At 60.2% G+C, this 25,397-nt stretch carries 18 protein-coding genes; 10 read left to right on the forward strand and 8 right to left on the reverse strand.

All coding sequences use genetic code 11. From position 1 onward, the window contains the following. Positions 1-115 precede the first annotated feature (115 nt). Both C4J89_RS15375 and C4J89_RS15380 read left to right on the forward strand, forming a co-directional pair. On the forward strand, positions 116-931 hold the full coding sequence (locus C4J89_RS15375) for an alpha/beta fold hydrolase (RefSeq protein WP_124414919.1): 816 nt from the start codon (positions 116-118) through the stop codon (positions 929-931). Continuing rightward, the gene (locus C4J89_RS15380; protein ID WP_124416034.1) at positions 921-2,081 is read left to right on the forward strand and encodes a PAS domain-containing sensor histidine kinase; all 1,161 of its coding nucleotides are present in this window, start codon (positions 921-923) and stop codon (positions 2,079-2,081) included. The genes C4J89_RS15375 and C4J89_RS15380 overlap by 11 nt, the downstream gene beginning before the upstream one ends. On the opposite strand, the gene dapF is transcribed toward C4J89_RS15380, so the two are convergent. Then, the gene (dapF, locus tag C4J89_RS15385; protein ID WP_124414920.1) at positions 2,041-2,856 is read right to left on the reverse strand and encodes a diaminopimelate epimerase; all 816 of its coding nucleotides are present in this window, start codon (positions 2,854-2,856) and stop codon (positions 2,041-2,043) included. The two genes, C4J89_RS15380 and dapF, sit on opposite strands and share 41 nt — an antisense overlap. A gap of 66 nt (positions 2,857-2,922) precedes the next feature. Between dapF and C4J89_RS15390 the strand changes: the two genes are divergently transcribed. Next, positions 2,923-3,531, forward strand: coding sequence for an AAA family ATPase (locus tag C4J89_RS15390; protein WP_124414921.1), 609 nt, complete (start codon positions 2,923-2,925; stop codon positions 3,529-3,531). A 13-nt stretch (positions 3,532-3,544) separates the two neighbouring features. Here C4J89_RS15390 and C4J89_RS15395 read toward each other — a convergent pair whose 3' ends face one another. From C4J89_RS15395 to C4J89_RS15405, 3 genes are read right to left on the reverse strand one after another with little or no spacing between them, the layout of a single operon-like run. Then, entirely contained in the window at positions 3,545-3,961 is a 417-nt protein-coding gene (locus tag C4J89_RS15395) for an SRPBCC family protein (protein ID WP_124367337.1), read from the reverse strand. Between the two features lie 26 nt (positions 3,962-3,987). Then, entirely contained in the window at positions 3,988-4,785 is a 798-nt protein-coding gene (locus C4J89_RS15400) for an SDR family NAD(P)-dependent oxidoreductase (protein WP_124414922.1), read from the reverse strand. Positions 4,786-4,801: 16 nt separating this feature from the next. Beyond that, positions 4,802-5,806, reverse strand: a complete 1,005-nt coding sequence (locus C4J89_RS15405) for an aldo/keto reductase (protein ID WP_124414923.1) — start codon at positions 5,804-5,806, stop codon at positions 4,802-4,804. Between the two features lie 112 nt (positions 5,807-5,918). On the opposite strand from C4J89_RS15405, the gene C4J89_RS15410 reads away from it, so the two are divergent. Continuing rightward, positions 5,919-6,812, forward strand: a complete 894-nt coding sequence (locus tag C4J89_RS15410; RefSeq protein WP_124414924.1) for a LysR substrate-binding domain-containing protein — start codon at positions 5,919-5,921, stop codon at positions 6,810-6,812. A 191-nt stretch (positions 6,813-7,003) separates the two neighbouring features. Then, positions 7,004-9,166, forward strand: coding sequence for a TonB-dependent siderophore receptor (locus tag C4J89_RS15415; protein ID WP_124414925.1), 2,163 nt, complete (start codon positions 7,004-7,006; stop codon positions 9,164-9,166). 3 nt (positions 9,167-9,169) lie between these two features. On the opposite strand, the gene C4J89_RS15420 is transcribed toward C4J89_RS15415, so the two are convergent. The 4 genes from C4J89_RS15420 to C4J89_RS15435 form a co-directional block, all read right to left on the reverse strand. Then, entirely contained in the window at positions 9,170-9,607 is a 438-nt protein-coding gene (locus tag C4J89_RS15420; protein ID WP_124363208.1) for a carboxymuconolactone decarboxylase family protein, read from the reverse strand. Between the two features lie 93 nt (positions 9,608-9,700). Beyond that, positions 9,701-11,146 carry a mechanosensitive ion channel family protein gene (locus tag C4J89_RS15425; RefSeq protein WP_124371006.1) on the reverse strand — a complete coding sequence of 482 codons (1,446 nt, stop codon included), beginning with the start codon at positions 11,144-11,146 and terminating at the stop codon, positions 9,701-9,703. A gap of 104 nt (positions 11,147-11,250) precedes the next feature. Continuing rightward, positions 11,251-12,117, reverse strand: coding sequence for a pirin family protein (locus C4J89_RS15430; RefSeq protein WP_124414926.1), 867 nt, complete (start codon positions 12,115-12,117; stop codon positions 11,251-11,253). A 76-nt stretch (positions 12,118-12,193) separates the two neighbouring features. After that, the gene (locus C4J89_RS15435) at positions 12,194-13,399 is read right to left on the reverse strand and encodes a multidrug effflux MFS transporter (protein WP_124414927.1); all 1,206 of its coding nucleotides are present in this window, start codon (positions 13,397-13,399) and stop codon (positions 12,194-12,196) included. A gap of 100 nt (positions 13,400-13,499) precedes the next feature. Here C4J89_RS15435 and C4J89_RS15440 point away from each other — a divergent pair, with 100 nt between their 5' ends. The 5 genes from C4J89_RS15440 (at position 13,500) to C4J89_RS15480 (ending at position 25,359) form a co-directional block, all read left to right on the forward strand. Then, positions 13,500-14,606, forward strand: coding sequence for an efflux RND transporter periplasmic adaptor subunit (locus tag C4J89_RS15440; protein ID WP_124414928.1), 1,107 nt, complete (start codon positions 13,500-13,502; stop codon positions 14,604-14,606). A 2-nt stretch (positions 14,607-14,608) separates the two neighbouring features. Next, entirely contained in the window at positions 14,609-17,683 is a 3,075-nt protein-coding gene (locus C4J89_RS15445) for an efflux RND transporter permease subunit (protein WP_124414929.1), read from the forward strand. Positions 17,684-17,793: 110 nt separating this feature from the next. Next, entirely contained in the window at positions 17,794-22,584 is a 4,791-nt protein-coding gene (locus tag C4J89_RS15450) for an RHS repeat-associated core domain-containing protein (protein ID WP_124414930.1), read from the forward strand. Continuing rightward, positions 22,581-22,988 carry a hypothetical protein gene (locus C4J89_RS15455; protein ID WP_124414931.1) on the forward strand — a complete coding sequence of 136 codons (408 nt, stop codon included), beginning with the start codon at positions 22,581-22,583 and terminating at the stop codon, positions 22,986-22,988. Before C4J89_RS15450 ends, C4J89_RS15455 begins: the two co-directional genes overlap by 4 nt. Positions 22,989-24,939: 1,951 nt before the next feature. Then, positions 24,940-25,359, forward strand: coding sequence for a hypothetical protein (locus C4J89_RS15480; protein WP_124414935.1), 420 nt, complete (start codon positions 24,940-24,942; stop codon positions 25,357-25,359). Positions 25,360-25,397 lie beyond the last annotated feature (38 nt).

The raw sequence follows: 25,397 nt of genomic DNA on the forward strand, positions 1-25,397 counted from the left end.
TCTCTTCCTGAAGGCGCCGACTTTACCTTATCTACGCGCAAACGCGTGACCCAGGCCCTGCGACTCTCTAAACTGCCGCCACGCTGTATAGCAACAAGCCATCTACGAGAACGCCATGGATCTACGTCACCGCAACAACGTCAATGTGATGGGCCGCGGCGCTGCGACCCTGGTGTTTTCCCACGGCTTCGGCTGCAACCAGGCGATGTGGAATTACCTGGCACCGCATTTTCTCGAACGCTTTCGCGTAGTGCTGTACGACTTGGTCGGCGCCGGCCTGTCGGACCTTGGCGCCTTCGACAAAGCCAAGTACAGCACGTTGGAAGGTTACGCCCGCGACCTCGACGAGTTGATCGACGCCTATGCCGAAGGCCCGGTGATTCTGGTGGGGCACTCGGTCAGCGCCATGATCGGCACCCTCGCTGACCGTCTCGCGCCGGGGCGGGTCGTGGCGCACGTGATGATTGGCCCATCGCCGCGCTATATCGACGCCGAGGGTTATGTCGGCGGTTTCAAGCGCGACGACATTGAAGACCTGCTCGACACCCTCGACAGCAACTACCTCGGCTGGTCCAGCAGCATGGCCCCGGTGATCATGGGTGCCCCTGGGCAACCCGAGCTGAGCACCACACTGACCGAGAGTTTCTGCCGCACCGAACCCGACATCGCCAAGCAATTTGCCCGGGTGACCTTTCTCTCGGACAACCGCAACGACGTATCCGGCCTGACCACGCCCGTGTTGATCCTGCAGTCGAGCGACGACTTGATCGCCCCGGTGGCCGTCGGCGAATACCTGCATGCCGTGCTGCCCAACAGCACCTATCACCTGCTGGACAACATCGGCCATTGCCCGCACATGAGTGCGCCCCAGGCCTGCGCGGCGGCGATGGATGAGTTCCTGGTGCCGTGGGCCACCGTCAGTGCCGGCTGAGCCGCTGTTCGACAGCGCCGCCTGCGCCCTGGCGGTGACCCAGCAAGACGGTACGATTGTGCACGCCAACCAGCGCTTGGGTGAGTGGCTCGGGCTCAGCGCGGCCCAGCTGCTCGGCCAACGTTTTCAAGACCTGCTGACCATGGGCGGGCGGATTTTCTACCAGACCCACCTGGCGCCGATGCTGCGCATGCATGGCAGCGTCAACGAGGTGAAGCTCGACATTCGCCATCGCGACGGGCACAAAGTCACCGTGCTGCTCAATGCCAGCCAACGCCAGCAGGCCGAGGGCGTGGTGTATGACCTGGCGCTGTTCGGCACCACCGACCGCGACAAGTACGAGCGCGAGCTGCTCAACGCACGCAAGTTGGCCGAAGCGCTGCTTCAGGAAAAAACCGCCGCCGAACAGGCACTGCACCAGGCCCAGGCCGAATTGAGCCAAGCCTACGCCGTTGCCCAGCAACGTGCGTTGTTCGCCGAGCAGATGGTGGCGATTGTCAGCCACGACCTGAAAAACCCGCTGACCGCGATCCGCATGGCGTCGGACTTTCTTCGCCGCGGCGAGCGCACAACCAAGGAGCACCAGTTGCTCGGGCATATCGACCAGTCGTCCGAACGCGCCCAACGCATGATCGCCGACCTGCTGGACTTCACCCAGGCCCGGGTCGGCCAGGGCATCAGCATCCGGGCCCAGCCATTGGATTTGCACACGGTGATTCATCAGGCCGTGGACGAACTGCGGGTGGCCTTCCCCAGGGCCACGCTGGTGCACCAGGCCGAGGGCTATGGCGACGCGTGCCTGGATGCCGACCGTGTGCAGCAGATGATCGGCAACCTCGTCGCCAACAGCGTGGCCTATGGTGACCTGCAACAGCCGATCACCGTCACCTCGCGCCTGGGCGCCCAGGGCGGTGAGGTTGCGGTGCACAACTACGGCGCGGCGATTCCCGAAGCGTTGCTGGCCGGGCTGTTCGAACCCATGACCCGAGGCACCCACCAGGGCAGCGATGTGCGCAGCGTGGGCTTGGGCCTGTACATCGTGCGCGAACTGGCCAGGGTGCACGGCGGCGATGTGGCGGTGAACTCCTGCGCGACGCGCGGCACCACGTTCAGCGTGACGTTCCAGGCAGGTACGCCACACCCTGCATGATCGGCTCGACGCTGCCCGTCAGTACCACCCCGCCCTGCCCGTCCCATTGCACCGTCAACGTGCCGCCGTCGCATTCGACCTCCACCTTGTCATCCAGCAGCCCGCGTCGAACGCCATTGACCACCGCCGCGCAGCAACAGGACCCGGAACCCAGCGGTACGCCGCCACCACGCTCCCAGATCCGCAGGCGGATACGGTTACGCTCGAGCACCTGCACAAAATGCACATTGGTCCTGGCCGGAAACAGCGGGTGATATTCCAGGGCCGGGCCCACCGCTTCGACATCCACTGCAGCGATGTCTTCCACGAAGAACGTACAGTGCGGATTGCCCATGCCGCAGGCGGCCGGTTCACCGTCGATGGGCAGCACGCGGGTGTCCATCGCCCGGGCCAGCGGCACCGCTTCCCACGCCAACGATGGCTCGCCCATGTCCACCGACACCCGCTGCCCGTCCACGCGTACGCAGGTGAGCAGTCCACGGTCGGTACGCAGCACCACGGCATGGGTGCCGGCCTCATGCATCAAGCGGTCGGCCACGCCTCGTGTGGCGCTGCCACAGGTTTGCAGCGGCGTGCCGTCGCAGTTCCAGAACTGAATGCGGGCGGCGGCATCGTCACAGTCGAGCATTACCGCAAGTTGATTGAAACCGATGCCGGTGTGCCGGTCGCCCAGGCGCCGGGCGATCTGCGCCGTGATAGGGTTATCCTGGCCACGGCGGTCGATGATGATGAAGTCGTCGCCGTGGGCGTGCATCTTGACGAAGGGCAAGGTCATGAACGGTCCTGTAGTCGAACGAAACAGCCCCACTCTAACACCCCCGTAGCAGCGAGGAGATCAACCATGCTTATCGTATTCAGCGGCCTGCCCGGCACCGGCAAGACCACGATTGCCAGGGAGCTGGCCCGGCAGATGGGCGCGGTTTACCTGCGCATCGACGTGATCGAACAAGCGCTGCGGGAGGCTGGCGCGCTGGCGGGCGATGTGGGTACCAGCGGGTATGGCGTGGCGAATGCGTTGGCACTGAGTAATGTGCGCCTGGGGCAACGAGTGATCGCTGACTGTGTGAACCCGGTGAGGGAGAGCCGCGAGGCTTGGCGAGGTGTAGCGCGGGCGGCGGGCGTTGAGCTGGTCGATATCCAGGTGATTTGTTCTGATCAGCAGGAGCATCGGCGCAGGGTCGAGAGCCGTGAAAGCGATATTCCAGGGTTGCTGCCGCCGACTTGGCAGTCGGTGTTGGCACATGAATACGAAGCCTGGGATGAGCCGCCGTTCCTGCTCGATACGGCGCGGCTCACACCCGCACAGGCCATCGCGTCGGCCCACGCACTGCTTGATCGTCCCCACGCTCCGCGTGGGCATGCAGCCCGTGACGCTCTGCGTCACCTGCGCAACGGGACGCGGAGCGTCCCAGGAGGCATTCCCACGCGGGAGCGTGGGAACGAGCCCTGACAGAGGGTTGGCGTCAGCCGGGGAAGTTGGCGCGCAACGCCTCCAGGCCATCGCTGTACACGCCGGCAAACAACGTCTCCGCCGCTGCATCCGTGGTGCCCTCAGCCGGCGTGAACACACCGGACCAGGTTACTTTGGCAGACGATTCGGTCAGCGCTTCAACCTGCACGGTCGCCAAGTAGGCGCTCACCGGAAACGGCGACTGCTCAATGGTGTAGCTGTAGGTGCGCGCCACGTTGTCGAAGGTCTGCAACCGCTCGACAATCTGGCCGCCATCGGCAGTATGCAGGTGACGCACGCGGCCACCGTCGCTCGGCTCGCTTTTGGCGATGAAGGGCAGCCAGTCAGGCAGGCTGTTGAAGCCACCGATGAGTTTCCAGACCTGGTCAGCCGACGCAGGGATTTCAATCACAGAAGACGCTGTTGCCACGATAAATACTCCAGACCGTTAAAAAATCAGATCGCCATGCTGTCGACCACACCACCGTCGACCCGCAACGCGGCGCCGGTAGTGGCAGACGACAGCGGTGAAGCAATGTACGCCACCAGGTTGGCCACTTCATCCACATTCGCCGCGCGCTGGATGATCGACGTCGGCCGCGCGTTGCGCACGAACACATCGGCCTCGTCCCGCGCGGTGCGCCCGGATTGTTGCGTGGCGTCCTTGAGCATGTGCTCCAGGCCATCGGTGAACGTCGGCCCCGGCAGGATCGCGTTGACCGTCACACCGGTACCTGCCAGGCGCTTGGCCAGGCCATGGGACACCGCCAGATTGGCGCTTTTGGTCACGCCATAATTGATCATGTCTGCCGGGGTCGCCACGCCGGATTCAGACGACACAAAGATCACCCGCCCCCAGCCCTGCTCGACCATGCCCGGTACGTAATGCCGCGCCAGTCGCACGCCGGAGATCACGTTGACTTCATAGAAGCGCGTCCATTCACTGTCCGGTGCCTCGAAGAAATCCACATCATTGAAGATGCCCAGGTTGTTGGCCAGGATATCGGCGCGGGGTTCGGCGGCGAACAGTGTCTCGGCACCTTCGACCGTGCCCAGGTCGGCCACGCACCCGCGCAGATCGGCGCCTGGCACCGCCTGGCGGATGCTCGCCAGTGCAGCGTCGACTTTGCTGCTGTCACGCCCGATCACCACCACGGTGGCACCGGATTGCGCCAGGGCCTGGCTGATGCCCAGGCCGATCCCGGCCGTGCTGCCGCTGACGATGGCTACTTTGCCGCTCACATCGATTTTCATGGTTGAACTCCTGAAGTTAAAGCGGCAGAGGCGCGCGAGGCGAGATCAACTGCGCATCGCGCAACGCCTGCCAGAAGGCTGCTGGAATCTGCTCTGACAACGCCGCCACGTCTTCGGCAATACGCCCCGGACGACTGGCACCGGGAATCACCGCGGCCACGGCCGGGTGAGCCAGGGAAAACTGTAGCGCAGCGGCCTTGACGCTGACGCCAAACGCTTGGGCAATCGCCTTGATCTGCTCGACTTTGCCGATGATCGCCGGGCTGGCCTGCTGGTATTCAAAGTGCGCGCCGCCGGCAAGGATGCCGGAGCTGTAGGGGCCACCGACCACGATCTCAACGTGCTGTGCGAGGGCCGCGTCCATCAGGCGCTGCAAGGCTCGGTCGTGGTCGAGCAGGGTGTAGCGCCCGGCCAGCAGAAAGCCGTCAGGTTGGGCTTCGGCCAGGTCCAGCGTCAGCTCGCACGGTTCGACGCGGTTCACACCCAGGCCCCAGGCCTTGATTACGCCTTCTTCGCGCAAGCGCGTCAGCACCTTGAACGCGCCGGTACGCGCCTGGTTGAAGTACTCCAGCCACTGGTCGCCGTAGAAATCCTGGGCAATGTCGTGAATCCACACGATGTCCAGGCGGTCGGTGCGCAGGCGCTCAAGGCTGTCCTCGATCGAGCGCAAGGTGGCGTCGGCGCTGTAGTCATTGAGCATTTTGTTCGGACGGCCGTGCTCGAACACGCCGCTTTTCTCGCCCAGGTCACGGGCGCTGTCTTCGACTTCGTCGAGACTCACCCGGCCGACCTTGGTGCTGAGCACGTAGTCGTCGCGGTTGTAATGGGACAAGGCCTGGCCCAGGCGGATTTCCGACAACCCCGAACCGTAGAACGGCGCGGTATCGAAATAACGCACGCCGTGATTCCAGGCGGCCTCGACGGTGGCCCGGGCTTCGTCTTCAGGAATGGCGCGGAACATATTGCCCAGCGGTGCGGTGCCAAAGCCCAGGACGCCGGGCAGTTTGTCTTTCAAGCTCATGGTGGTTCCTCAATCGGTTCAGGGTCGCAATGACCGTTGAGCAGATCCTAGATTGCCTGGATCGGACCGTCCAAGACATACTACGACCAACTTGAGTCCCGATAGGTCTTACATGATTGATCTACGCCAACTGCGCTACTTCGAAGTGGTCGCCGAAGAACAACACGTCGGCCGCGCCGCCGAGCGCCTGCACATCTCCCAGTCACCGTTGAGCCGGCAGATCGCCCAGCTTGAAGAGCGCCTGGGCCTGACGCTTTTCGAGCGCAGCCAGCAACGTATCCGCCTGACCCGCGACGGCCAGACCTTCCTCGCCGAAACCAGAGCGCTGCTGACCCACGCCAACCGCCTGGAGTCCCTGGGCAAGCGCCTGGGCCGGGGTGAAGAAGGCGGTTTGTGCATCGGCTATATCGAGAACGCCATGCACGCCGGGGTATTGCCCACTGCCTTGCGCGTGCTGCGCGATGACCGGCCTAACGTGCATATCAAGCTGTATAACCTGCCCTCCCTTGAACAGTTGGAAGGCCTGCGCCAGCGCAGCCTGGACATTGCCCTGGTGGGCGAACCACCAGCAGCCGACGACCCGGACCTGACTGCCCGCCAAGTGCTCGATGAACCCATGCTGCTGGCCTTGCCCGAATATCACCCGCTGACGCAGCAACACGAGCTGTTGCCCGAGCACCTGGCCGATCAACAATGGATCGGCGTACAGCGCAAACCCGGCGCCAGCCCGGCCGACGACTTCGTCGCCGCGTGCATCCGTGCCGGTTTCACTCCACAGATCCCCATGGAAGCCAGCGAACCCTTCACCGCATTGGGCCTGGTGGCCTCCGGACTGGGCGTGGCCATGGTCCAAAAAGGCCTGAGCCGCAACGCACCGCCCGGCGTGGTGTTGCGCGAGCTGCCCTGGCTGAGCTACACCACCCCGCTGTGGGCGGCCTGGCACCGGATCAACCTGCGGCCGTTGGTGGAGACGTTTCGCAAAGTGCTGACCGACCCCCAAGGCTGACGCGATCCAAACTGTGGGAGGGGGCTTGCTCCCGATAGCGGTGGGTCAGTCAGCTCATCTATGGCTGATATACCGCAATCGGGAGCAAGCCCCCTCCCACAGTTTGACCGAGTCCATACTGGCATCTTGTAAAGTCCCGCACTTCCCCCTAGCTTATGCGCCCCCCGCCCAGCGCTTTAAGGCCTTGCCCCATGGTTTTGCGTTTTCATCCCGTCGTTCCTTCACGTTTCGCCCTTGGCCTGTTGCTAAGCGGTGGCATCGGCCACAGCCTGGCGGCGCAGGTCGAACTGCCGGCGGTGCAGATCCAGGGCCAGGATGAGGCCGGCTATCGCGCGCAAACCGCCACAGTCGGTGGCTTCGATGAGGCGCCCCTGCTCGATACGCCCGCCTCGATCAGCGTGATAAATGCCACGCTGATCAAGGACCAGCAGGCCCGCTTGCTCAGTGAGGTGCTGCGCAACGACGCGTCGGTGGGCGACAGCTACGCGCCGATCGGCTATTACGAAAACTTCGTGGTGCGCGGCTTCTCGCTGAATGCAGCGAGCAGCTACAAGATCAATGGACGCACCATCACCGGCGAGCAGAACGTCGCCCTGGAAAACAAGCAACAGGTGGAAGTGCTCAAGGGCCTGGCCGGGTTGCAAAGCGGGATTTCCGAGCCCAGCGGGGTGATCAATTACGTGACCAAGCGCCCAGAGGACGTGCGTTCGGTGACGGTTTCCAGCGATGATCGCGGCAGCGGTTATGTGGCCACCGATGTCGGCGGCTGGTTCGGCAGTGAGCAGCAGTTCGGCCTGCGCGCCAACGTCGCCCACGAGGATCTGAATTCGTACGTGGAGCATGCCAACGGCCAGCGCGATTTTGTGTCCCTGGCCTTCGACTGGAACATCAACCCGGATGCCGTGCTGCAACTGGATGCCGAATACCAGAACAAACAGCAGCGCTCGGTGCCGGGTTATCAATTGTTGGGCGGTACCGAGGTACCCCACGACGCCTCGCCGAAAAAGCTGCTTGGCCACCAGACCGGCTCCAGACAAGTGGGCATCGACTCGCTGAACCTCAACGGCAAATTCGAATACCGTTTCAACGATCAGTGGAAAGGCAACATCAGCGCGGCGCGCAGCAAGGTGGTGATTGACGATTACAGCTCCTTTGCGTGGGGCTGCTACGGCTCGGCCAGCTGCAGCTCGGCAAGCGTGCCGAACTACTTCAGCCCCGAAGGCAACTACGACGTCTACGACTACCGCAGCCCTGACGACACGCGGCGTGACGACGAAGTCCAGGCCGCCATGACCGGCCTGTTCGACACCGCAGGCATAGGCCATGAGCTGACCTTCGGCACCAGCGCGTTTCGCCGGGTGATCGACAAGCGCAAGTCGGTCAATGAGCTCATTGGCACCGCCAATATCGACGCAGATGCGCCGAGCTTCCCGCCGACTGACAAACCGTTGAACGACAGCCACCGCAACCTCGACAGCCGCCAATACGGCCTGTTCGTCACCGACCGCATCCGCTTCAACGAGCAATGGCAAACCATCCTCGGCGGCCGCGAAGTACGCCTGGACGAAACAGCCTTCGACGGCGTCACCGGCAACCAGGCCCGCCACACCCAACAGTATGTGTTCCTGCCGCAGGCTTCGTTGATCTACAAACCGATTGAAAACATCTCGCTGTACACCAGCTATAGCAAAGGGCTGTCCCTGGGCGGCACCGCTCCGTGGTTTGCGAACAACGCCGATGAAACCCTGGCGCCTACCTCCTCGCGGCAGATCGAAGCCGGGGTGAAATACGACTGGCGCCGCATCAGCTTCGCCGCCGCTGTGTTCCAGACACGCCAGGCCTATCAATATGCAAAGCCCGAAGACGGTGGGTTCAACTATGTGCAACAAGGCGAGCAGAAAAACACCGGGATCGAAGTGTCGGCCAACGGCTGGGCCACCGAGCGCCTGCAGGTTTCCACCAGCGTCGCGGCGATCCGGGCGCGGGTGAACGGCAGCGGTACGCCGGAATACGAAGAGCACCAGGCGATCAACGTGCCCAAACTGCGCGCCAGTGTATATGCCGACTATGCGCTGCCGTGGGTCAATGGCCTGGCGGTGCTTGGTGGTGTGCAATACAGCGCCAAAAAGTACGCCAACCGCACCGGCAATGTGGAGGTGGGGGATTATGCGGTGGTCAATATCGGCAGCCGATATACCACCCGGGTCGATGGCTATGAAACGGTGTTTCGCCTGAGCGTCGACAACCTGTTCGACAAGCGCTACTGGCGCGACGCGGGCGAATACATGGGCGATGACTACCTGTTCCAGGGCGCGCCGTTGACGGCGCGCCTGAGTGCTTCGGTGAATTTCTAAGGGTTACTTGGGCATCTTGCGAAAGCCAACGGCCAGGCGATTCCAGCTGTTGATGGTGGCGATCGCCACGCTCAGGTCAACCTGTTCCTGCGGGCTGAACTCAGCGGCCAGTGCGTTGAAGTCTGCGTCCGGGGCGTGGGTCTGGCTGAGCAGGGTCAGGCTTTCGGCCCAGGCCAGGGCGGCGCGTTCGCGCGGGGTAAAGAACGGGGTTTCACGCCAGGCCGACAGGGTGTACAGGCGGCGCTCGGTTTCGCCGCCCTTGCGTGCATCGGCAGTGTGCATGTCGAGGCAGAATGCGCAGCCATTGATCTGCGAGACGCGCAGGCGCACCAGTTCCAGCAGCGGCAGTTCGATGGAGAGTTTGCCGACCGCCGCCTCGAGGGCAAGCATGGCCTTCATGGCGTCGGGGGAAGCAGTGTAGAAATCGGTACGGGTTTGCATGGTGGAACTCCAGAACGGTGGGATTGGTGAGCAGGTTAGTCACCTGGGCGTTCTGGAGAAATAGCCAATCCGGGCGAAGAACAGGTGACCAATCTACAGGCCACGGTTCTTCAACCACTGCAGGAAACCCTTCTTCACCGGGACCACCGGCGCGTCCTCGGTCAGCGCCTGGGCGGCATGCACGCGGAAATCCAACAGCGCCTTCATGGCTTCGCCGATGTCATGCCGTGCATCCAGGCAGGGCTTGAGGTATTCGTTTTCGATGCGGTACAGGGTGCAATAAGTCTTGGCGGTGAAGTCCGCCAGCGTGGCCTGGTCGGACAGGATGCCGGACTCGCCAATCACCTCCCCCGGCCCCATGCGCCCGGCTTCGAACTTATGGCCACCCTTGAGCAACATCACCGAAACCACGCCGGATTCAATGATGAACAAATGGTCGCTGACCTCCCCCGCCGGCAGGATCATGTCGCCGGCGCGGTAGGTGTGCAGGGTCATGTTCTGGCTGAAGGTGTCCTTTTCTTCCTGGCGCAACGTGGAAAAGATCGACGAACGCTCAAGCAAGGCCCGCGCGCCGGAGACCGTGGCGGGCGTGCTACCTTCGGTGGCAGACAACAGGCCCACGCCCGCCGCCTGCAGGTGCCGGAATGCCAGGTCGTAAAGCTGGTTGCGCACTTCGCGCTTGAGGCCCATGGCCGGCACGAAGCCACTGATTTCATACTCCACGCCGCCACTGCTCGACACCTTGAACGCCACGCTGGGTGCCGGCTTGGCCAACAACGCCCGGCAGCCCTGCATCGCCCGCTCGAGGGCCTCGATCACCGTTTGTGGGCGCGCATGGGGGCTCACTTGCAGGCTGACTGCCAGGCCGAACATATCCGCCGGGCGCGAGAAGTTGATGATCTTGGCCTTGGCCGCCAGGGAATTGGGGATGACCGCCAGGCTGCCCTGGGACGTCTGCAACCGCGTGGCACGCCAATCGATGTCGGTAACGCGGCCTTCGGTGCCGTCGATGGAGATCCAGTCGTCGATCTGGTAAGGCTTGGTGGTGTTGAGGACGATCCCGGAAAACACGTCGCTCAGGGTGCTTTGCAGCGCCAGGCCGACGATGATCGCCACGGCGCCGGAAGTGGCGAGCACGCCCTTGACCGGCAGGTCGAGCACGTAAGCCATGGCGGCGATGATCGCGATCAGGAAAATCACGGCGCCCATCAGGTCCTGCAACAACCGTCCGGTATGGCCGACCCGCTGCATCATCACCGCGCCGAGCAATACCGTGAGGGTGCGCGCGGCGAACAGCCACCAGCCGATCTGCAACGCGGTGGCCGCCAGGTGCAGGGTGGTGTCATCGGCGTAGGGCGCCGCTTGCATGGGGTTCATGCCGTCGTTGAACAACACCGCGCTGAACACCGCAAAGATGACCAGCCGCGCCGCAAGTTTCCAGTTGGCGAGCGTGGGCGAGATAAGGCGCCACACGGCAATGTCGATAAGGATCAGCGCCACGGCGCACAACATCGGGTGATCAGCGATAAATGAGGGCATCCAGGCGACTCCAGGGCGAATGCCGAGAAGATCGCATGAAATGGCGGTGCCGGGTATAGCGCAGAAAAAAATGTGGGAGGGGGCAAGCCCCCTTCCACGGGCTGTCAGGCCTGCATGCGCCCGAATTTTCCGGACTGGAAGTCGGCAAAGGCCTGGTGGATTTCCTGCTCGGTGTTCATCACGAACGGACCGTGGCCGACGATGGGCTCGTCGATCGGCTCGCCGCTGAGCAACAGCACCTTGGCGTCGTCATTGGACTCCAGGGTGAGCCGGTCACCGTCACGCTCGAACAGTGCCAGTTGCCCTTGGCGCGCGACTTCCTCGCCATTGATCAACACCGTTCCGCTCAGGATCACAAGCGCGGTGTTACGCCCGGCGTGCAGGTCCAGCGTAACGGCCTTACCGGCCTTCAAGCGCAAGTCCCACAGGTCAATCGGCGTGAAGGTCCGCGCAGGCCCTTGAGTGCCGGCGAACTCACCGGCGATCAAGCGCAGTTGCCCCGCGTCGCCCGGTAGCGCCAACACCGGAATGTCGCCATCGACGATGGTCTGGTAACCGGCGTCGGCCATTTTGTCCTTGGCGGGCAGGTTGACCCACAGTTGCACCATCTCCAGCGGCCCGCCTTTGCGCGCGAAAGCTTCAGAATGAAATTCTTCATGGAGAATGCCTTTGGCGGCTGTCATCCATTGCACGTCACCCGGGCCGATTTTGCCGCCGGCACCGGTGGAGTCGCGGTGCTCGACTTCGCCATCGTAGACGATGGTCACCGTTTCAAAGCCGCGATGGGGGTGCTGGCCGACGCCGCGACGGGTTTCGGTAGGCGTGAAATCGGCCGGGCCGGCGTGGTCCAGCAGCAGAAATGGGCTGATGTGTTTGCCCAAGGTGTCGTAGGAAAACAGGGTGCGCACCGGAAAGCCGTCGCCGACCCAATGGGCGCGGGGGCTGGTGTAGATACCGATCAGTTTTTTCATGGTGTACCTCCAAAGTGCCTACACCATAAGTCTCCCAACCGTTGAACACTAGCCGGCGAACGCGGCTTTGAGCGTTCTATGTATAGGACAATACCTTGGACGTGCGCTGGCGCAACAGGTGGAACGCGACGAAGGCCACGACGGCAAAAACGGCTTGAATAACGATCATTGGCGTCGCGCTGCCATCACGTAAATGGCTCAACAGCACGCCGCTGCAGGTGGCGCCGAACATCTGCGCAAACCCCATCAACCCGGCGGCCAGACCGGCGCGATGGGCGTTGGGCATCACCCCGCCCGTGACCGCACCGGGTAGCACCAGCCCACCCCCGAGCGTGGCCAGCGCAATGGGCAGGTCCAGGCCGACCACCGAAAGCCCGAACAGCGCATAAATCAGCAGTGCCAACACCCCGCCGGCCGCCACCAGCGTCACGCCCATCGTCACAATCCGCTGCGGTCCCAGGCGCAAAATGTTGCGCCGGGTATAGGTGGAACCGACGATCAGCATCGACACGATCAGGCCAAAATTGATCCCGTACTCCAGGCTACTCAACCCCAGCAGGTTAATGAACACCGCCGACGAACCGGCAATCACCGCAAACATCGCGCCGTAGGTACAGGCCAGGGCCACGGCATAGGCGCGGTACTGGCGGCCCTTGAGCAAATCCAGGTATTGCCCGCCGAGGGTGCGCCAATGTGCGGCCTTGGGATCGAGGTGAGGGTTGCTCTCGCGAAAGAACGCCACCGCCAGCAGCCACACCACGCTGCCGATGACCACAGCGAGCACGATGGGCGCGTGCCAACCGAACAGTTTGATCAGCAAGCCGCCCGCCATCGGCGCCACGACAATGGCATAGAGCATGCCGATCATGGTCAGCGCCAGGGCCGGGCCCGCCTCGGTTTTCCACACATCGCGTACCACCGTGCGTGCCAGCACCAACGCGGCGCATGCCCCCAGGCCCTGCAGCACGCGGGCGCCGATAAATTGCTGGATGTCGGTCACCAGCAGCATCGACAGCGTCGCCAGCACGTACAGCGTCAGGCCGGCGATCAATACCGGGCGGCGGCCGATACGGTCCGACAACGGCCCGAACAGCAACTGTCCCAGGCCGAACGCGGCCACAAATGCCGACAGTGCCATCAACGCCGAGCCTGGCGGCGCCGCCAATGCCTGCTCAATGGCGCCCAGGCCCGGGATGATCAATTGCGTCGAGACTTCACCCAGCGCCGTCAGCGCAACCAGTAAGAACAACAAGCGGCGCGAAGGTGCCGGGGCGTTTGTCATGGGGAATGTCCGGGGGCTGGATTAATTTATATTTCGACCATAATATGAGCGAAAAATTATGTCCATAATTTTTTGCCCTATGGTCACCCTGGAGTCCGTCATGCCGCCCCTTTCCCTTCGCCTCTTAACGCCCCTGGCTCTGTTGATGGTCCTCAGTGGCTGCAACAGCAAGGCCGACAGTGCCGCTCAAACCTCCCCGCCGCGTCCGGTACTGGCCGTCAAGGTCGAGGCTGGCGGCACCCAGCAAAGCGCGTACACCGGTGTGGTTGCCGCCCGTACCGAAAGCAACCTGGGCTTTCGGGTCAGCGGCAAGGTGATCGAACGCAAGGTCGATCCCGGCCAGCACGTCTCTCGGGGCGACACCCTGCTGGTGCTGGATATCGGCGATTTCGAACTGGCGTTGCGCTCGGCAAAAAACCGCGTCAACGCCGCGCAGGCGCAACTGCGCCAGCGCCGCGACGACGAAAACCGCTACCAGCGCCTGGCCAGTACCGGCGCGGTGTCGCGGCAAATCTTCGACCAGTCGGCGACCAACCTGCGCGTCGCCGAAGCGGAACTGGCGGCGGCGCAATCGGACGCCAGCCAGATCGAAAACCGGCGTACTTATAGCGTGCTCAAGGCCGATGGCGACGGCGTCATCACGGACGTCCTGGCGGATCGCGGCCAGGTGGTGGCCGAAGGGCAGATCGTCGCGCGCCTGGCCCATGACGGTGCCCGCGAAGCCATCGTCAACCTGCCCGAACAGCAGCGCGCCCAGGCCGCGCAAAACGCCCTGGCCTTCCCCTTCGGCGCCCCGGACCAGGCCGTCACCGCCACCCTGCGCGAGTTGTCCGCCAGCGCCGACCCCACCACCCGCACCTACCGCGCGCGCTATGTGCTGCACGGCCCGCTCGAACGTTTCGCCCTCGGTTCCACCATCACCGTGCGCCTGCAAGGCAACGGCCAGGCCCAACAAACCCGCGTGCCCATCGGTGCGTTGCAGGATGCGGGGCAAGGCACCGGCGTATGGCTGATCGGTGAAGACAACCGGATCAGCTTCGCCCCGGTGAAAGTCGCCAGCCTCGGCCAGGAAGAGGCCCTGCTCGACAGCGGCGTCACGCCGGGCCAAACCATCGTCGCCCTCGGCGCGCACCTGTTGCACAGCGGTGACAAAGTACGCCTGCTGCCCGCCCAGGCGCTGGCCCTCAACCGCAAAGAGGACCAATGAGCATGCGTGGAATCAATCTTTCGGAACTGGCGGTCAAGCACCGCGCAGTCACGCTGTTCCTGATCATCGCGATTATCGCTGCCGGGATCTTCTCGTTCGGCAAACTGGGGCGCGCCGAAGACCCCTCGTTTACGGTCAAGGTCATGACCATCACCGCCGCCTGGCCCGGCGCCACTGCCGAAGAAATGCAGGAACAAGTGGCCGACCGCCTGGAAAAGCGCCTGCAGGAACTGGACTACTACGACCGCGTCGAGACCATCGCCCAACCGGGTTTCGTCTCGATGCGCATGACCTTCCTTGAATCCACGCGCCCGAGCGAAATACAGGAGCTGTTCTACCAGACCCGTAAAAAGCTCAGCGACGAAGCCGCGAAACTGCCCAAGGGCGTGATCGGGCCGTTTTTCAACGATGAGTATTCGGATGTCTACTTTGCGCTGTACGCCCTGGAGGCCGAACACCTGCCCCATCGCCAGCAGGTGCAAATGGCCGAAACGCTGCGCCAGGGCCTGCTCAACCTGCCGGGGGTGAAGAAGGTCAATATCCTCGGCGAGCAGGCCCAGCGCGTGTTTGTCGAGTTCTCCTATGAGCGCCTGGCGACCCTGGGCATCAAGCCCGAACAGATCTTCGCCGCCCTCGCCGCGCAAAACGCCGTGGCGCCCTCGGGCTTCGTCGAAACCGCCGGCGCCCGCGCCTACATCCGTATCGATGGCGCCTTCGACAGCCTGGCGCTGATCGAGAACGTGCCGGTGCAAGCCAATGGCCGGGTGCTGCGCATCGCCGATGTGGCCACCGTCAGGCGTGGCTATGAAGACCCGCCCAGCTACCGCATCCGCCATCAGGGCGACCCGGCGCTGATGCTCGGGGTCATCATGCAGAAGCATTGGAACGGCCTGGAACTGGACAAAAGCCTGCAGGCCCAGGAAGCCCGAATCCAGGCCGACCTGCCCCTGGGGGTGAATTTTGCCAAGGTGTCCGACCAGGCGAAAAACATCAGCCTGGCGGTGAACGAGTTCATGCTCAAGTTCTTCGTCGCCCTGGCGGTGGTGATGCTGATCAGCCTGTTGGCCCTGGGCTTTCGCGTCGGGCTGGTGGTGGCGGCGGCCGTGCCGCTGACGCTGTCGATCGTGTTCGTGATCATGCTCGTCACCGGCCGTGAATTCGACCGCGTCACCCTCGGCGCCCTGATCATTTCCCTGGGCCTGTTGGTGGACGACGCCATCATCGCCATCGAGATGATGGTGGTGAAACTCGAAGAAGGCTTTGATCGCATCCATGCGGCCACCTATGCCTGGAGCTCCACGGCCGCGCCCATGCTGACCGGCACGCTGGTAACGATCATCGGCTTTTTACCGGTGGGGTTCGCGCGATCCGGTGCGGGCGAGTACGCCGGGAATATCTTCTGGATCGTAGGCTTTGCCTTGATTTCATCCTGGTTGGTGGCGGTGGTGTTCACGCCGTATCTGGGCGTGAAGCTGTTGCCGCAGATCAAGCCAGTGCCCGGCGGGCATGATGCGATTTACGCCGGGCGCTATTACCAGAAACTGCGCGGCCTGGTGGAGGCCTGTGTACGAGGGCGCTGGCTGGTGACTGGGCTGGTGGTGACGGCGTTTGTGCTGTGCGGCCTGGGGATGGCGGTGGTGAAGAAACAGTTCTTCCCCGACTCCGACCGCTCCGAGCTGATTCTGGAGGTGTACATGCCGCCCGGCAGTGCGTTCAAAAGCACCGAAGCGGTGGCGGCGCAGGTGGAAAAAGCTCTGCTGCAGGAACCGCAGACGAGCCTGGTCGACACCTATGTAGGCGGCGGCGCACCGCGCTTTTTCCTGTCGCTGAACCCTGAGCTGCCGGACCCGGCGTTCGCCAAGCTGATCGTGCAGACCCCGGATTCCCACGCCCGCGATGCCTTGAAAGTGCGCATGCGCGAGCGCATCGCTGCGGGCGAATTTCCAGCGGCGCGGGTGCGCGTCACGCAATTGGTGTTCGGCCCGCCGGTGCCGTTCCCGGTAGTGTTCCGTGTGTCCGGGCCGGACCTGGACACGCTGCGCGGGCTGTCCGAACAGGTGCGCCAAGTGGTGGCCGGCAACTCGCTGACTCGCGACGCCTTCCTCGAATGGGGCGAGCGCGCCAGCGGTTACCGCCTGGTGCTCGACCAGGATCGCCTGCGCCTGCTGGGTTTCACCCCGGACGAGGTCAAGTCGCAGCTTAACGCCCTGCTCAGCGGCAACCCGATCACTGAAGTGCGTGAAGGCAACCGCACCGTGTCCGTGGTGGCCCGCGCCCAGGGCAGCCAACGCGAAGACCTCGGCAACCTCAACAACATGACCCTGACCAACAGCGCCGGCACGTCGGTGCCGCTGGCCCAGGTCGGGCATTTTCAGGCGGTGATGGAAGAACCGATCCTCAAGCGCCGCAACCGCGCCACCACCGTGGAAGTGCGCGCCGACATCATCGACGGCGTACAACCGCCCGATGTGGAAATGGCCGTGTACAAAGACCTGCAGCCGCTGATCGCCCAACTGCCCACCGGCTACCGGATCGACATCGGCGGCCCGGTGGAAGAAAGCGCCAAGGCCAACGTCGCCCTGGCGGCGCTGTTCCCGATCATGATCCTGCTGACCCTCACGGTGATCATGTTCCAGGTGCGCTCCTTCGGCGTAATGCTGATGGTCTTCGCCACCGCGCCGCTGGGCCTGATTGGCGCGGTGCCGACCTTGTTGCTGTTCAACCAGCCGTTCGGGTTCAACGCAATCCTCGGGCTGATCGGCATCGGCGGCATTCTGATGCGCAACACGCTGATCTTCACCGACCAGATTCGCCAGAACCAGGACCACGGCATGCCGATCCGCGAGGCCATCGTCGAGGCCACCGTGCGCCGAGCGCGGCCAGTGATCCTCACCGCACTGGCGGCGGCGCTGGCGTTCATTCCGCTGACGCTGTCGGTGTTCTGGTCGTCCCTGGCATATGTGCTGATCGGCGGAGTGCTGGTGGGCACGGTGTTGACGCTGCTGTTCCTGCCGGCGCTGTGCAGCCTGGTGCTGCGCGACAGGGTTGCTGAAACTTCCCACGTAACCGCCGGATAAGCTCTACTCCCCTGCCCTGAAAACCTCTGCAAAGTCCTTCGCCTGATTAAACAGTGCGAGGGAGTGCAGATGGTTTTTCCAGTGAGAGCCCTGATCGATGGGGCTCACCCATGATCGAAGCAACCGGCCGAGCCATTGGCTTTCTGGTGCTGGCCGCGATGGATTCAAAGACGCGGGACGTCGAATCCGTGCTCAGCGATTTCCGCGGCTGCCTCAACCACTACGACAGCTGGGCACAGGGCTTTTTCAGCGCGTCGGCACTGGATGTGGAGCAGGTGTTCAAGGTTGGAAATGAGGTGGCGCTGGTCGCCCCGATCAACCGTTCGATCTTTCCCAGCAGCACCGTCGCTACATGCCAGGCCAACGGCACGTTGACCCTAGTGCATATGTTCCAGAGCTCGCGGTTCGTGCCGATCGGCAACACGCCGGTGATGTTGCAGCGCATCGATCCAGACGGTGGTCCGCTGGGCGAGCCGATCCATAAAACCATCGGCCCAAGCGGCATCCTCGAAGTCACCGAGTGCGACCGCAACCAGCGGTACCGGATCAGTTTTTACCCCGACGTTTCCTCGGCGCATTTCAAGGCGCTGTATGCCTCTTATCAGTCGGTCATCACGCCACTGGAAGACTGGCTGCGCAGCGAATGGGACACCACCTTCGAACCGCTATGGAAGAACTATTCCGAAGCGAATTTTCTCCAGCGCTACCTCTCGCTGCACCGCGCTTATGCCCAAGGCTTTGGCGAAGTTCTTTACTCGGTTTGGGACAACATCACGCAGTTACTCCAGTGGTTGTCCGACCCGCTGGCCAACGCTGAAAAGCTGCTGCATTACCTTTCCCAGGACGAGCTCGAAAAACTACTGGCGTTAAGTGCCGAGACCCTCGCCAAGGGTTTGCTGGTGCTCAGCGATGAGCCTTTGCTGTTCGTTCACCTGGCGGCCCTGGTCAGTTGGATGCGCATGCTGCCACCGCCGTATATGAACGAAATGCTCGGGGCGATTGGCGCCGAGATCGTCATCACCCTGCTATTGGGAATGGCAACGGCCTGCATGGGGGTTGTGGTGCGCATCAGCACCAAAGTGCTGGCCGGCATCAAGTCACGCCGGGTGCGCAGGTGGGTGGAGCAGATAGCCGCGCAGTTCGGGGCCGCTCGCTTGGAGGGACACACCGAAGCGCTTAAGCCGGTGTTGCTGGGTAGCGCCCCAATACCGGTCAAGGCGGTGCCGGTGGCGCCATTGAAGGCAGGCGACACGCTGGTTTCGAATGCGGTGCCGGCGGTGCGCAGCAAGACCCAGCGTACGGCGTTGGTGCGGCAGGAGGCGGTGGATGATGTGCCTGCTGTTGCGTCGAATCCGAAGGGCGATGCGGCGGCTCAGGCGGACAAGACCGTCACCCACGGCTGCCCGGTGTCGATGGTCACCGGCGAGGAACTGCTGACGCTCACCGATGGCGCGCTGGATGGGGTCTTGCCGTTCGAGTGGACGCGCTTGTATCGCAGCAGTGCGGTGGAAGTGGACTGTGGCTTGGGGTTTGGCTGGAGCCATGCACTGGCGCAGCGGCTCGTGGTTGTAGGCGATTCGGTGGTGTGGACCGACCATGAGAATCGCGCGACCACCCTGCCCTTGCCGACAGCTGCTCGGCCGGCGATTACCAACAGCCTGGCGGAAGCGGCGATTTACTTGGGGTCGTTGCCTGATGAGTTGGTGCTGGCCCAGGCGTCGCGCTTCTACCACTTTCGCGACGGTGTGCTAACGGCGATCAGCGATGCGTATGACAACCGGTTGTTGGTTGTCCGGGATCGGTTGGGGCGGATTGAGCGACTGGATAACGGCGTGGGCCGCTCTTTGCTCTTGCGCTATGAGCTGGATCGCATTGTCGCGGTGGACTACCAGGTTCATCGCGCCACAGGGCATGAACCCTTCGTCTGGGTGACCGAGCAGAACGTCGTTTCCTACACCTATGACGACAGTGGACGACTGGTTTCAGCGACCAACGCTGTCGGTGAGTGTGAGCGTTATCGGTACGACGAGCAGCACGTCATTCTTGAGCGCCAACTGGCCGGTGGGGCGAGTTTCTTTTGGGAATGGGAACGCGCTGGCAAGGCAGCGCGCTGTGTCCGGCATTGGGCCAGTTTTTCGCAGATGGACACGCGGTATGCCTGGGGCGATGACGGTCGCGTCACCGTGCACAACGCCGACGGCAGCCAGGAAGTTTACGTACATGACCAGCGGGCGCGGCTGATACAGCGCATCGATCCCGACGGCGCCCAGCATTTCAAATCCTACGACGATAAAGGCCGCCTGACCGTCGAGCAAGACCCGCTGGGTGCGGTGACGGCCTATCAATACGACGACGCCGGACGCTTGGTCGCGCTGTTTCCGGGGGATGACGAGCCGACGGCCTACGAGCATGACAACGGTTTCGTACGGGTTGTAAGACGTGGTGAGGCGGTCTGGAAATACGAGCGCAATGAACAAGGCGATGTCATTCGCCAGATCGATCCCGATGGCAACGCGACCGACTACAGCTACGACAAGCAAGGGCAACTGACCGGGGTTTGGTATCCGGATAACAGCTGCCATCGGTTGGTGTGGAATGAACGTGGACAGCTCGTTGAAGAACAGCTACCGAATGGTGGGATCAAGCGCTACCGCTATGACGACCTGGGCCGGCATGTTGCGCGTGAGGATGAACAGGGCGCGCTGACCCAGTATCAATGGGACGCCGTGGGTCGGTTAACTCGCTTGGTACTGCCGGACGGTGCCACACGAGAATTCAGCTACAACCCCTACGGAAAAATCACCGCCGAACGCGACGAACTCGGCCACGTCACCCGCTACGAATACGCCGACGGCCTGTACCTGATCAGCCGCCGCATCAATGCCGATGGCACCCAGGTCAACTACCGCTACGACAACGCCCGCTTACTGCTCACCGCCATCGAAAACGAAGTCGGCGAAACCTACCAGCTCGACTACCACCCGAGCGGCCTGATCCAACAGGAAACCGGATTTGACGGCCAACGCACTGCGTATGCCTACGACCTCAACGGCAACCTGTTGGAGAAAACGGAATACGGCGACGACGGCAGTCAGCTCGTCACTCAATACCAGCGCGACCACGCCGGCCGCCTCGTAAGAAAAACCCTGCCCAACGGCAGCGCTGTCGACTATGCCTACGACCGCCAAGGCAACCTCCTCAGCGTCGACGACGGCCACTGGTTCCTGGCCTACGAGTACGACCGCCAAAACCGCCTATCCGCCGAACACCAAGGCTGGGGCACGCTGCGCTACGGCTATGACGCCTGCGGCCAACTTCAGCATTTACGCCTACCGGACAACAACCGCCTCACCTTCAACCACGACAAAGGCGGGCATCTCGCCACCGTCGAGCTCAACGGAGAAGTGCTCACCTCACACCTGTTCAAAGCCGGCCGCGAACACCAACGCCAACAAGGCCAACTCCTCAGCCACTACCACTACGACGACCAAAACCGCCTGCACGCCCACGCCGTCACGCAGCAGGAAACCCACCTCTACCAACGTCACTACGACTACGACAAAACCGGCAACCTCACCCGCCTGCACGACACCCGCAAAGGCGAACACCTTTACCACTACGACCCACTCCACCGCCTGACCCGCGCCGATCACTCGCAAGACGTCCAGGAACGCTTCGGCCACAACCCTGCCGGCAACCTGCTGATGCAAGACAGGCCTGGCCCGGACATCGTCGCGGGCAACCGCCTGGTGATCCAAGGCGATCACCATTACGACTACGACGCCTTCAGCAACCTGACCCGCGAACGGCGCGGCAAAAGCCATCAACTCGTCACCGAATACCGCTACGACTGCCAGCACCGGTTGATCGGCATCACCAAGCCCAACGGCCACACCGCTAATTATCGCTATGACCCGTTCGGTCGGCGCATCAGCAAAACCGTCGATGGGAAAACCACCGAGTTCTTCTGGCAAGGCGACAAGCTGATCGCAGAACACCATGCGGAACGCCATCGCAGCTATCTCTACGAACCGGACAGCTTCCGACCATTGGCACTGCTGGAAGGCTTCGGCCCAGCAGAAACCAAGCCTTACCACTACCAACTCGACCACCTCGGCACACCGCAAGAACTCACCGCGCCCGACGGCGAAATCGTCTGGTCCGCCCACTACCGCGCCTACGGTGAAATCAGCCGCCTCGACGTAGGCAAAATCAACAACCCGCTACGCTTCCAAGGCCAATACTTCGACCCGGAAAGCGGCCTCCACTACAACCGCCATCGCTACTACAATCCGGATATTGGTCGTTACCTGACGCCTGATCCGGTGAAACTGGCGGGTGGGATCAACGCGTACCAGTACGTGCCCAATCCGACAGGTTGGGTGGATCCGCTAGGATTAAATAATTGCCCAGGAGGGGATGGCTGCCGATCGAGGTCTGAGGTAAAGGACCCTGCAACAGTTACTCCTCCAGTTAAAGGGGATCCTAAGCAGCCAATCAATAGCGGCGGAAAATACCTTTATCGGGGTGATGACAAGACGCCAGACCATGTATTTAAAAATGGTTTCAAAAGCAAAGGTGAAAGCAATGACTTGTATCTGCACGCTTTGGATAGTAACAACCCACCAAGTAACTTTATCAGTACTTCTCCATCGACGCTCATAGGAATCGATTTTGCGACTAGATACGGAACTCGAAAAGGATTTCTCTACGCTTTGCGGAAAATCCCCGGACGCGACGTCAACAAAGAGCTTGGGAAATTGGCTCCTTTTGACAGCGAGGCAGAAATCGCTATACAAAGTAAAATCAATACAACAGACATTTTAGGGGTAACTCCAGTTAAGCGTGATGGTAGCTACGTAGGCTATTCAATTCCGAATCCAAACAGGGAGATCAAATGAAAACAAAAAAAATCAAAGCCATAATAGACAATGTAGAAAAGTACGTTACTTTTAAGTACGACTCAGCCCATACAAAATTAATGTTCTCCGAAGCAGATAACTTTGAAAAAGTGTATACGGCGGAGGATATGTATATATGTTTAGGAAAAGTTATGACTGACTTCCCACACATACAGTTTCTTTGTAAAGGCGCGAAAATAAATGTCCGGCCCTCAAGCATGTCTTCACAAATGAGTGGTGGGATGGTCGCCTATGAATTGACCCTCGGAAAACGCACGACACGAGAAGACTTGGTTCACATATTTGATTTTGAAGATCAAAATCTGACGAATGATCCACATGAACAGCATCGCTTCTACAAAAGATGGATAGCATCTATAGGTGCCGAACGAAGCGAGCCCTAGGCCAAACAAGAGCTGACCCGAATAGGCCAGCGCCTGCTGGCTGGGCTCCCGGGCACCAAAGGCTGAGCCGGACAGCTTCCGCCCACCCGCAAGAACAAGTCATTTTTTTCAAAAAATGGTTGGCATCATTAGAGGCACAGGACTATGAAAAATTCAACTAGCGTCGATAGCACACAATCGCTCTCGACTACCTTTCACCCAATCGTTTAAATACGAGCAATACTGGATAAAAATGGGAGACCTAAAACAGCTTATACAAAATTATGACTCTGAAAAAAAGAGCACCCAAGATGTCAATAATTCGCGGCCTGCTATTTACTTATGACATCGAGAACACAGATGACCTGAAAAAAAGAAAAGCTCATAGCGTCAAAAGACGCAAACAACGAAAAATAACTTATTAAACTTTTTAACGAACTGACCAAACCGGAATTTCTGACATATACCAAACCTGAGCAAGAGGCCATATACTTCTAAAGCTTGTCCCCGTTACCCGATTTAAGATTGATACCCTGTAATGAACTACTTGGAACGAGAAATAGACGAAGCCTGCATAACGTTGGCTATAAACGCCAAAAAGCTTGGGCAGAACGAACTCATAACGTTGGTAAATGGTCTCACGAAACATTTTTTCAGATTTCAAAGCAACGTTCTCGACCCAGTCGAAATGAACGAGAAAGGCACCGAACACAACCCCAACTTTTGGAAGGAAATACAGCATCGCATTGACAAAAAAAATTTGATTCTTTTAGTACTTGACTCAGAATATAGAGGCTGGAAAATCGACTGTGCGAAAAATATTACATCTATTTTAGGTGAGACCTCGGGATACCCTTTCTGGATAACGAATAGAAAGCTCACGTTCCTAGTACACATGGATGATCATGACTGTGTCATTTGGGTTTGAATGGCGCTCACCAGAATCACTTTTATCGCTTACGCGACTTTAAAAAATGAAAACACGACCACAGCTATCAATAATTCAAGGATTGCTATTCACCTATTGCATCGAAAACTCTAGAAATTTAGAAAGAGAGGGGATCATAGCTTCAAAAAACGTCAATGACTCAAAGGAGCTAACAGAGCTTTTCGATGCTTTAACCAAACCAGAATTTTATACATACACCTTGGAAGAACAGGACTGGTATATCGAAACCATCAGATATTACCTATCAACCGAAGAAACTTTCGACTCAGTCTTTTATCTTTTTGACACATATTTTGAAGATGACATTAACGACAATAGAGCATTTGTGAAGACCTTACTCGAATGTCTGACTCGTTATCGAACTGAGGCGACGACCTAGTAGAACCACCACACCCTCTAAAACCATAATTCCCTGTGGCGAGCAAGCTTCCCCGCATTCCCTTTCGAACAAGGACCATGCTGAAAGACCCGTTTTTAAATGAGCCGTTCGCCCCAAGCCTAATGTGGTTTATCGGGGTATTTGATATTTTCGACCGCGAGCAAGAGGTCGGTATAGAGATTAGTAAATATGACCCAAAACAACAAGTCAGACAGAGAAGAACCAATAAAACGTTACGCGTTGAATTTAAGCTACCTATCGTATAGGCACAAATACGTGTTAACTGAAAGCTTAAAAAACAAGCTGAATGACGAGATCTACAACTTCCATAACTTATTTGAGATGAGCGAAGACAACACTGGATCGTGACCAAGAGCATAATGGTATGAACTTGATAATCCAACGGATTTTCTAAGAGAGATTTATCTTTTAGCTAAAGATGCGTGGAAAGACGACCTTCAAAAAGTAAGCCGCAAAGACCAGTCAACTTGGTAGAAACACCGACACCTTTCCGGAAAAATGCACCCTTCGGGCGAGCGAGGTCGCTCGTCCGCTACAAAAAACTCGCCAGTCAAAGATCTTTGCTTGTAGCAATAAGTGCGCACCAAATAAATCCGTAAACTTTCCAACCAAGAAATGAAAAAATGTTATTTCACCCACACTCCGACACTATCCCCTTCGACGCCAGCCTTTACTATTTTGTGGGAATTTTTGATATTTATGACAGGGAGGAAACCAAAGGGGAAGAGCTCGCTTGTTTTAACCCTAATGACCGTAAAGATAGAGAAACCCTCATAGTAAAGTACTGCCTAGATCCATACAAAAAACTATCCTATCGACACAGGTATAAATTAATAGAAAACTTATCTATCGCATTAAACACCCAAAATTTCAACTTCCACTCTTATTTTGAGGATGACCCAGATAAGTGCTCTACTATGGCTTGGGACGAAACGGAAATAGCCGATCCACGTGATTTCTTCGCCGACATATATCGCCTAGCCAACGAGGCCTGGAAAGACGACCTCGAAAAAGCCAGCCGCGAAGACCAATCAACCTGGTAGCCCCCTGAAATACCCTCCCCCTTGTGGCGAGCAAGCAA

Source organism: Pseudomonas sp. R4-35-07 (assembly GCF_003852235.1).
Taxonomy (GTDB): domain Bacteria; phylum Pseudomonadota; class Gammaproteobacteria; order Pseudomonadales; family Pseudomonadaceae; genus Aquipseudomonas.

Excerpts from the sequence above, each read along its gene's own strand:
- C4J89_RS15445 (WP_124414929.1), top strand. The coding sequence starts at position 14,609 with ATGCGTGGAATCAATCTTTCGGAACTGGCGGTCAAGCACCGCGCAGTC.
- dapF (WP_124414920.1), bottom strand. The coding sequence starts at position 2,856 with ATGACCTTGCCCTTCGTCAAGATGCACGCCCACGGCGACGACTTCATC.
- C4J89_RS15375 (WP_124414919.1), top strand. The coding sequence starts at position 116 with ATGGATCTACGTCACCGCAACAACGTCAATGTGATGGGCCGCGGCGCT.
- C4J89_RS15405 (WP_124414923.1), bottom strand. The coding sequence starts at position 5,806 with ATGAGCTTGAAAGACAAACTGCCCGGCGTCCTGGGCTTTGGCACCGCA.
- C4J89_RS15480 (WP_124414935.1), top strand. The coding sequence starts at position 24,940 with ATGTTATTTCACCCACACTCCGACACTATCCCCTTCGACGCCAGCCTT.
- C4J89_RS15400 (WP_124414922.1), bottom strand. The coding sequence starts at position 4,785 with ATGAAAATCGATGTGAGCGGCAAAGTAGCCATCGTCAGCGGCAGCACG.
- C4J89_RS15390 (WP_124414921.1), top strand. The coding sequence starts at position 2,923 with ATGCTTATCGTATTCAGCGGCCTGCCCGGCACCGGCAAGACCACGATT.
- C4J89_RS15435 (WP_124414927.1), bottom strand. The coding sequence starts at position 13,399 with ATGACAAACGCCCCGGCACCTTCGCGCCGCTTGTTGTTCTTACTGGTT.
- C4J89_RS15425 (WP_124371006.1), bottom strand. The coding sequence starts at position 11,146 with ATGCCCTCATTTATCGCTGATCACCCGATGTTGTGCGCCGTGGCGCTG.
- C4J89_RS15420 (WP_124363208.1), bottom strand. The coding sequence starts at position 9,607 with ATGCAAACCCGTACCGATTTCTACACTGCTTCCCCCGACGCCATGAAG.
- C4J89_RS15455 (WP_124414931.1), top strand. The coding sequence starts at position 22,581 with ATGAAAACAAAAAAAATCAAAGCCATAATAGACAATGTAGAAAAGTAC.
- C4J89_RS15410 (WP_124414924.1), top strand. The coding sequence starts at position 5,919 with ATGATTGATCTACGCCAACTGCGCTACTTCGAAGTGGTCGCCGAAGAA.
- C4J89_RS15450 (WP_124414930.1), top strand. The coding sequence starts at position 17,794 with ATGATCGAAGCAACCGGCCGAGCCATTGGCTTTCTGGTGCTGGCCGCG.
- C4J89_RS15430 (WP_124414926.1), bottom strand. The coding sequence starts at position 12,117 with ATGAAAAAACTGATCGGTATCTACACCAGCCCCCGCGCCCATTGGGTC.
- C4J89_RS15440 (WP_124414928.1), top strand. The coding sequence starts at position 13,500 with ATGCCGCCCCTTTCCCTTCGCCTCTTAACGCCCCTGGCTCTGTTGATG.
- C4J89_RS15415 (WP_124414925.1), top strand. The coding sequence starts at position 7,004 with ATGGTTTTGCGTTTTCATCCCGTCGTTCCTTCACGTTTCGCCCTTGGC.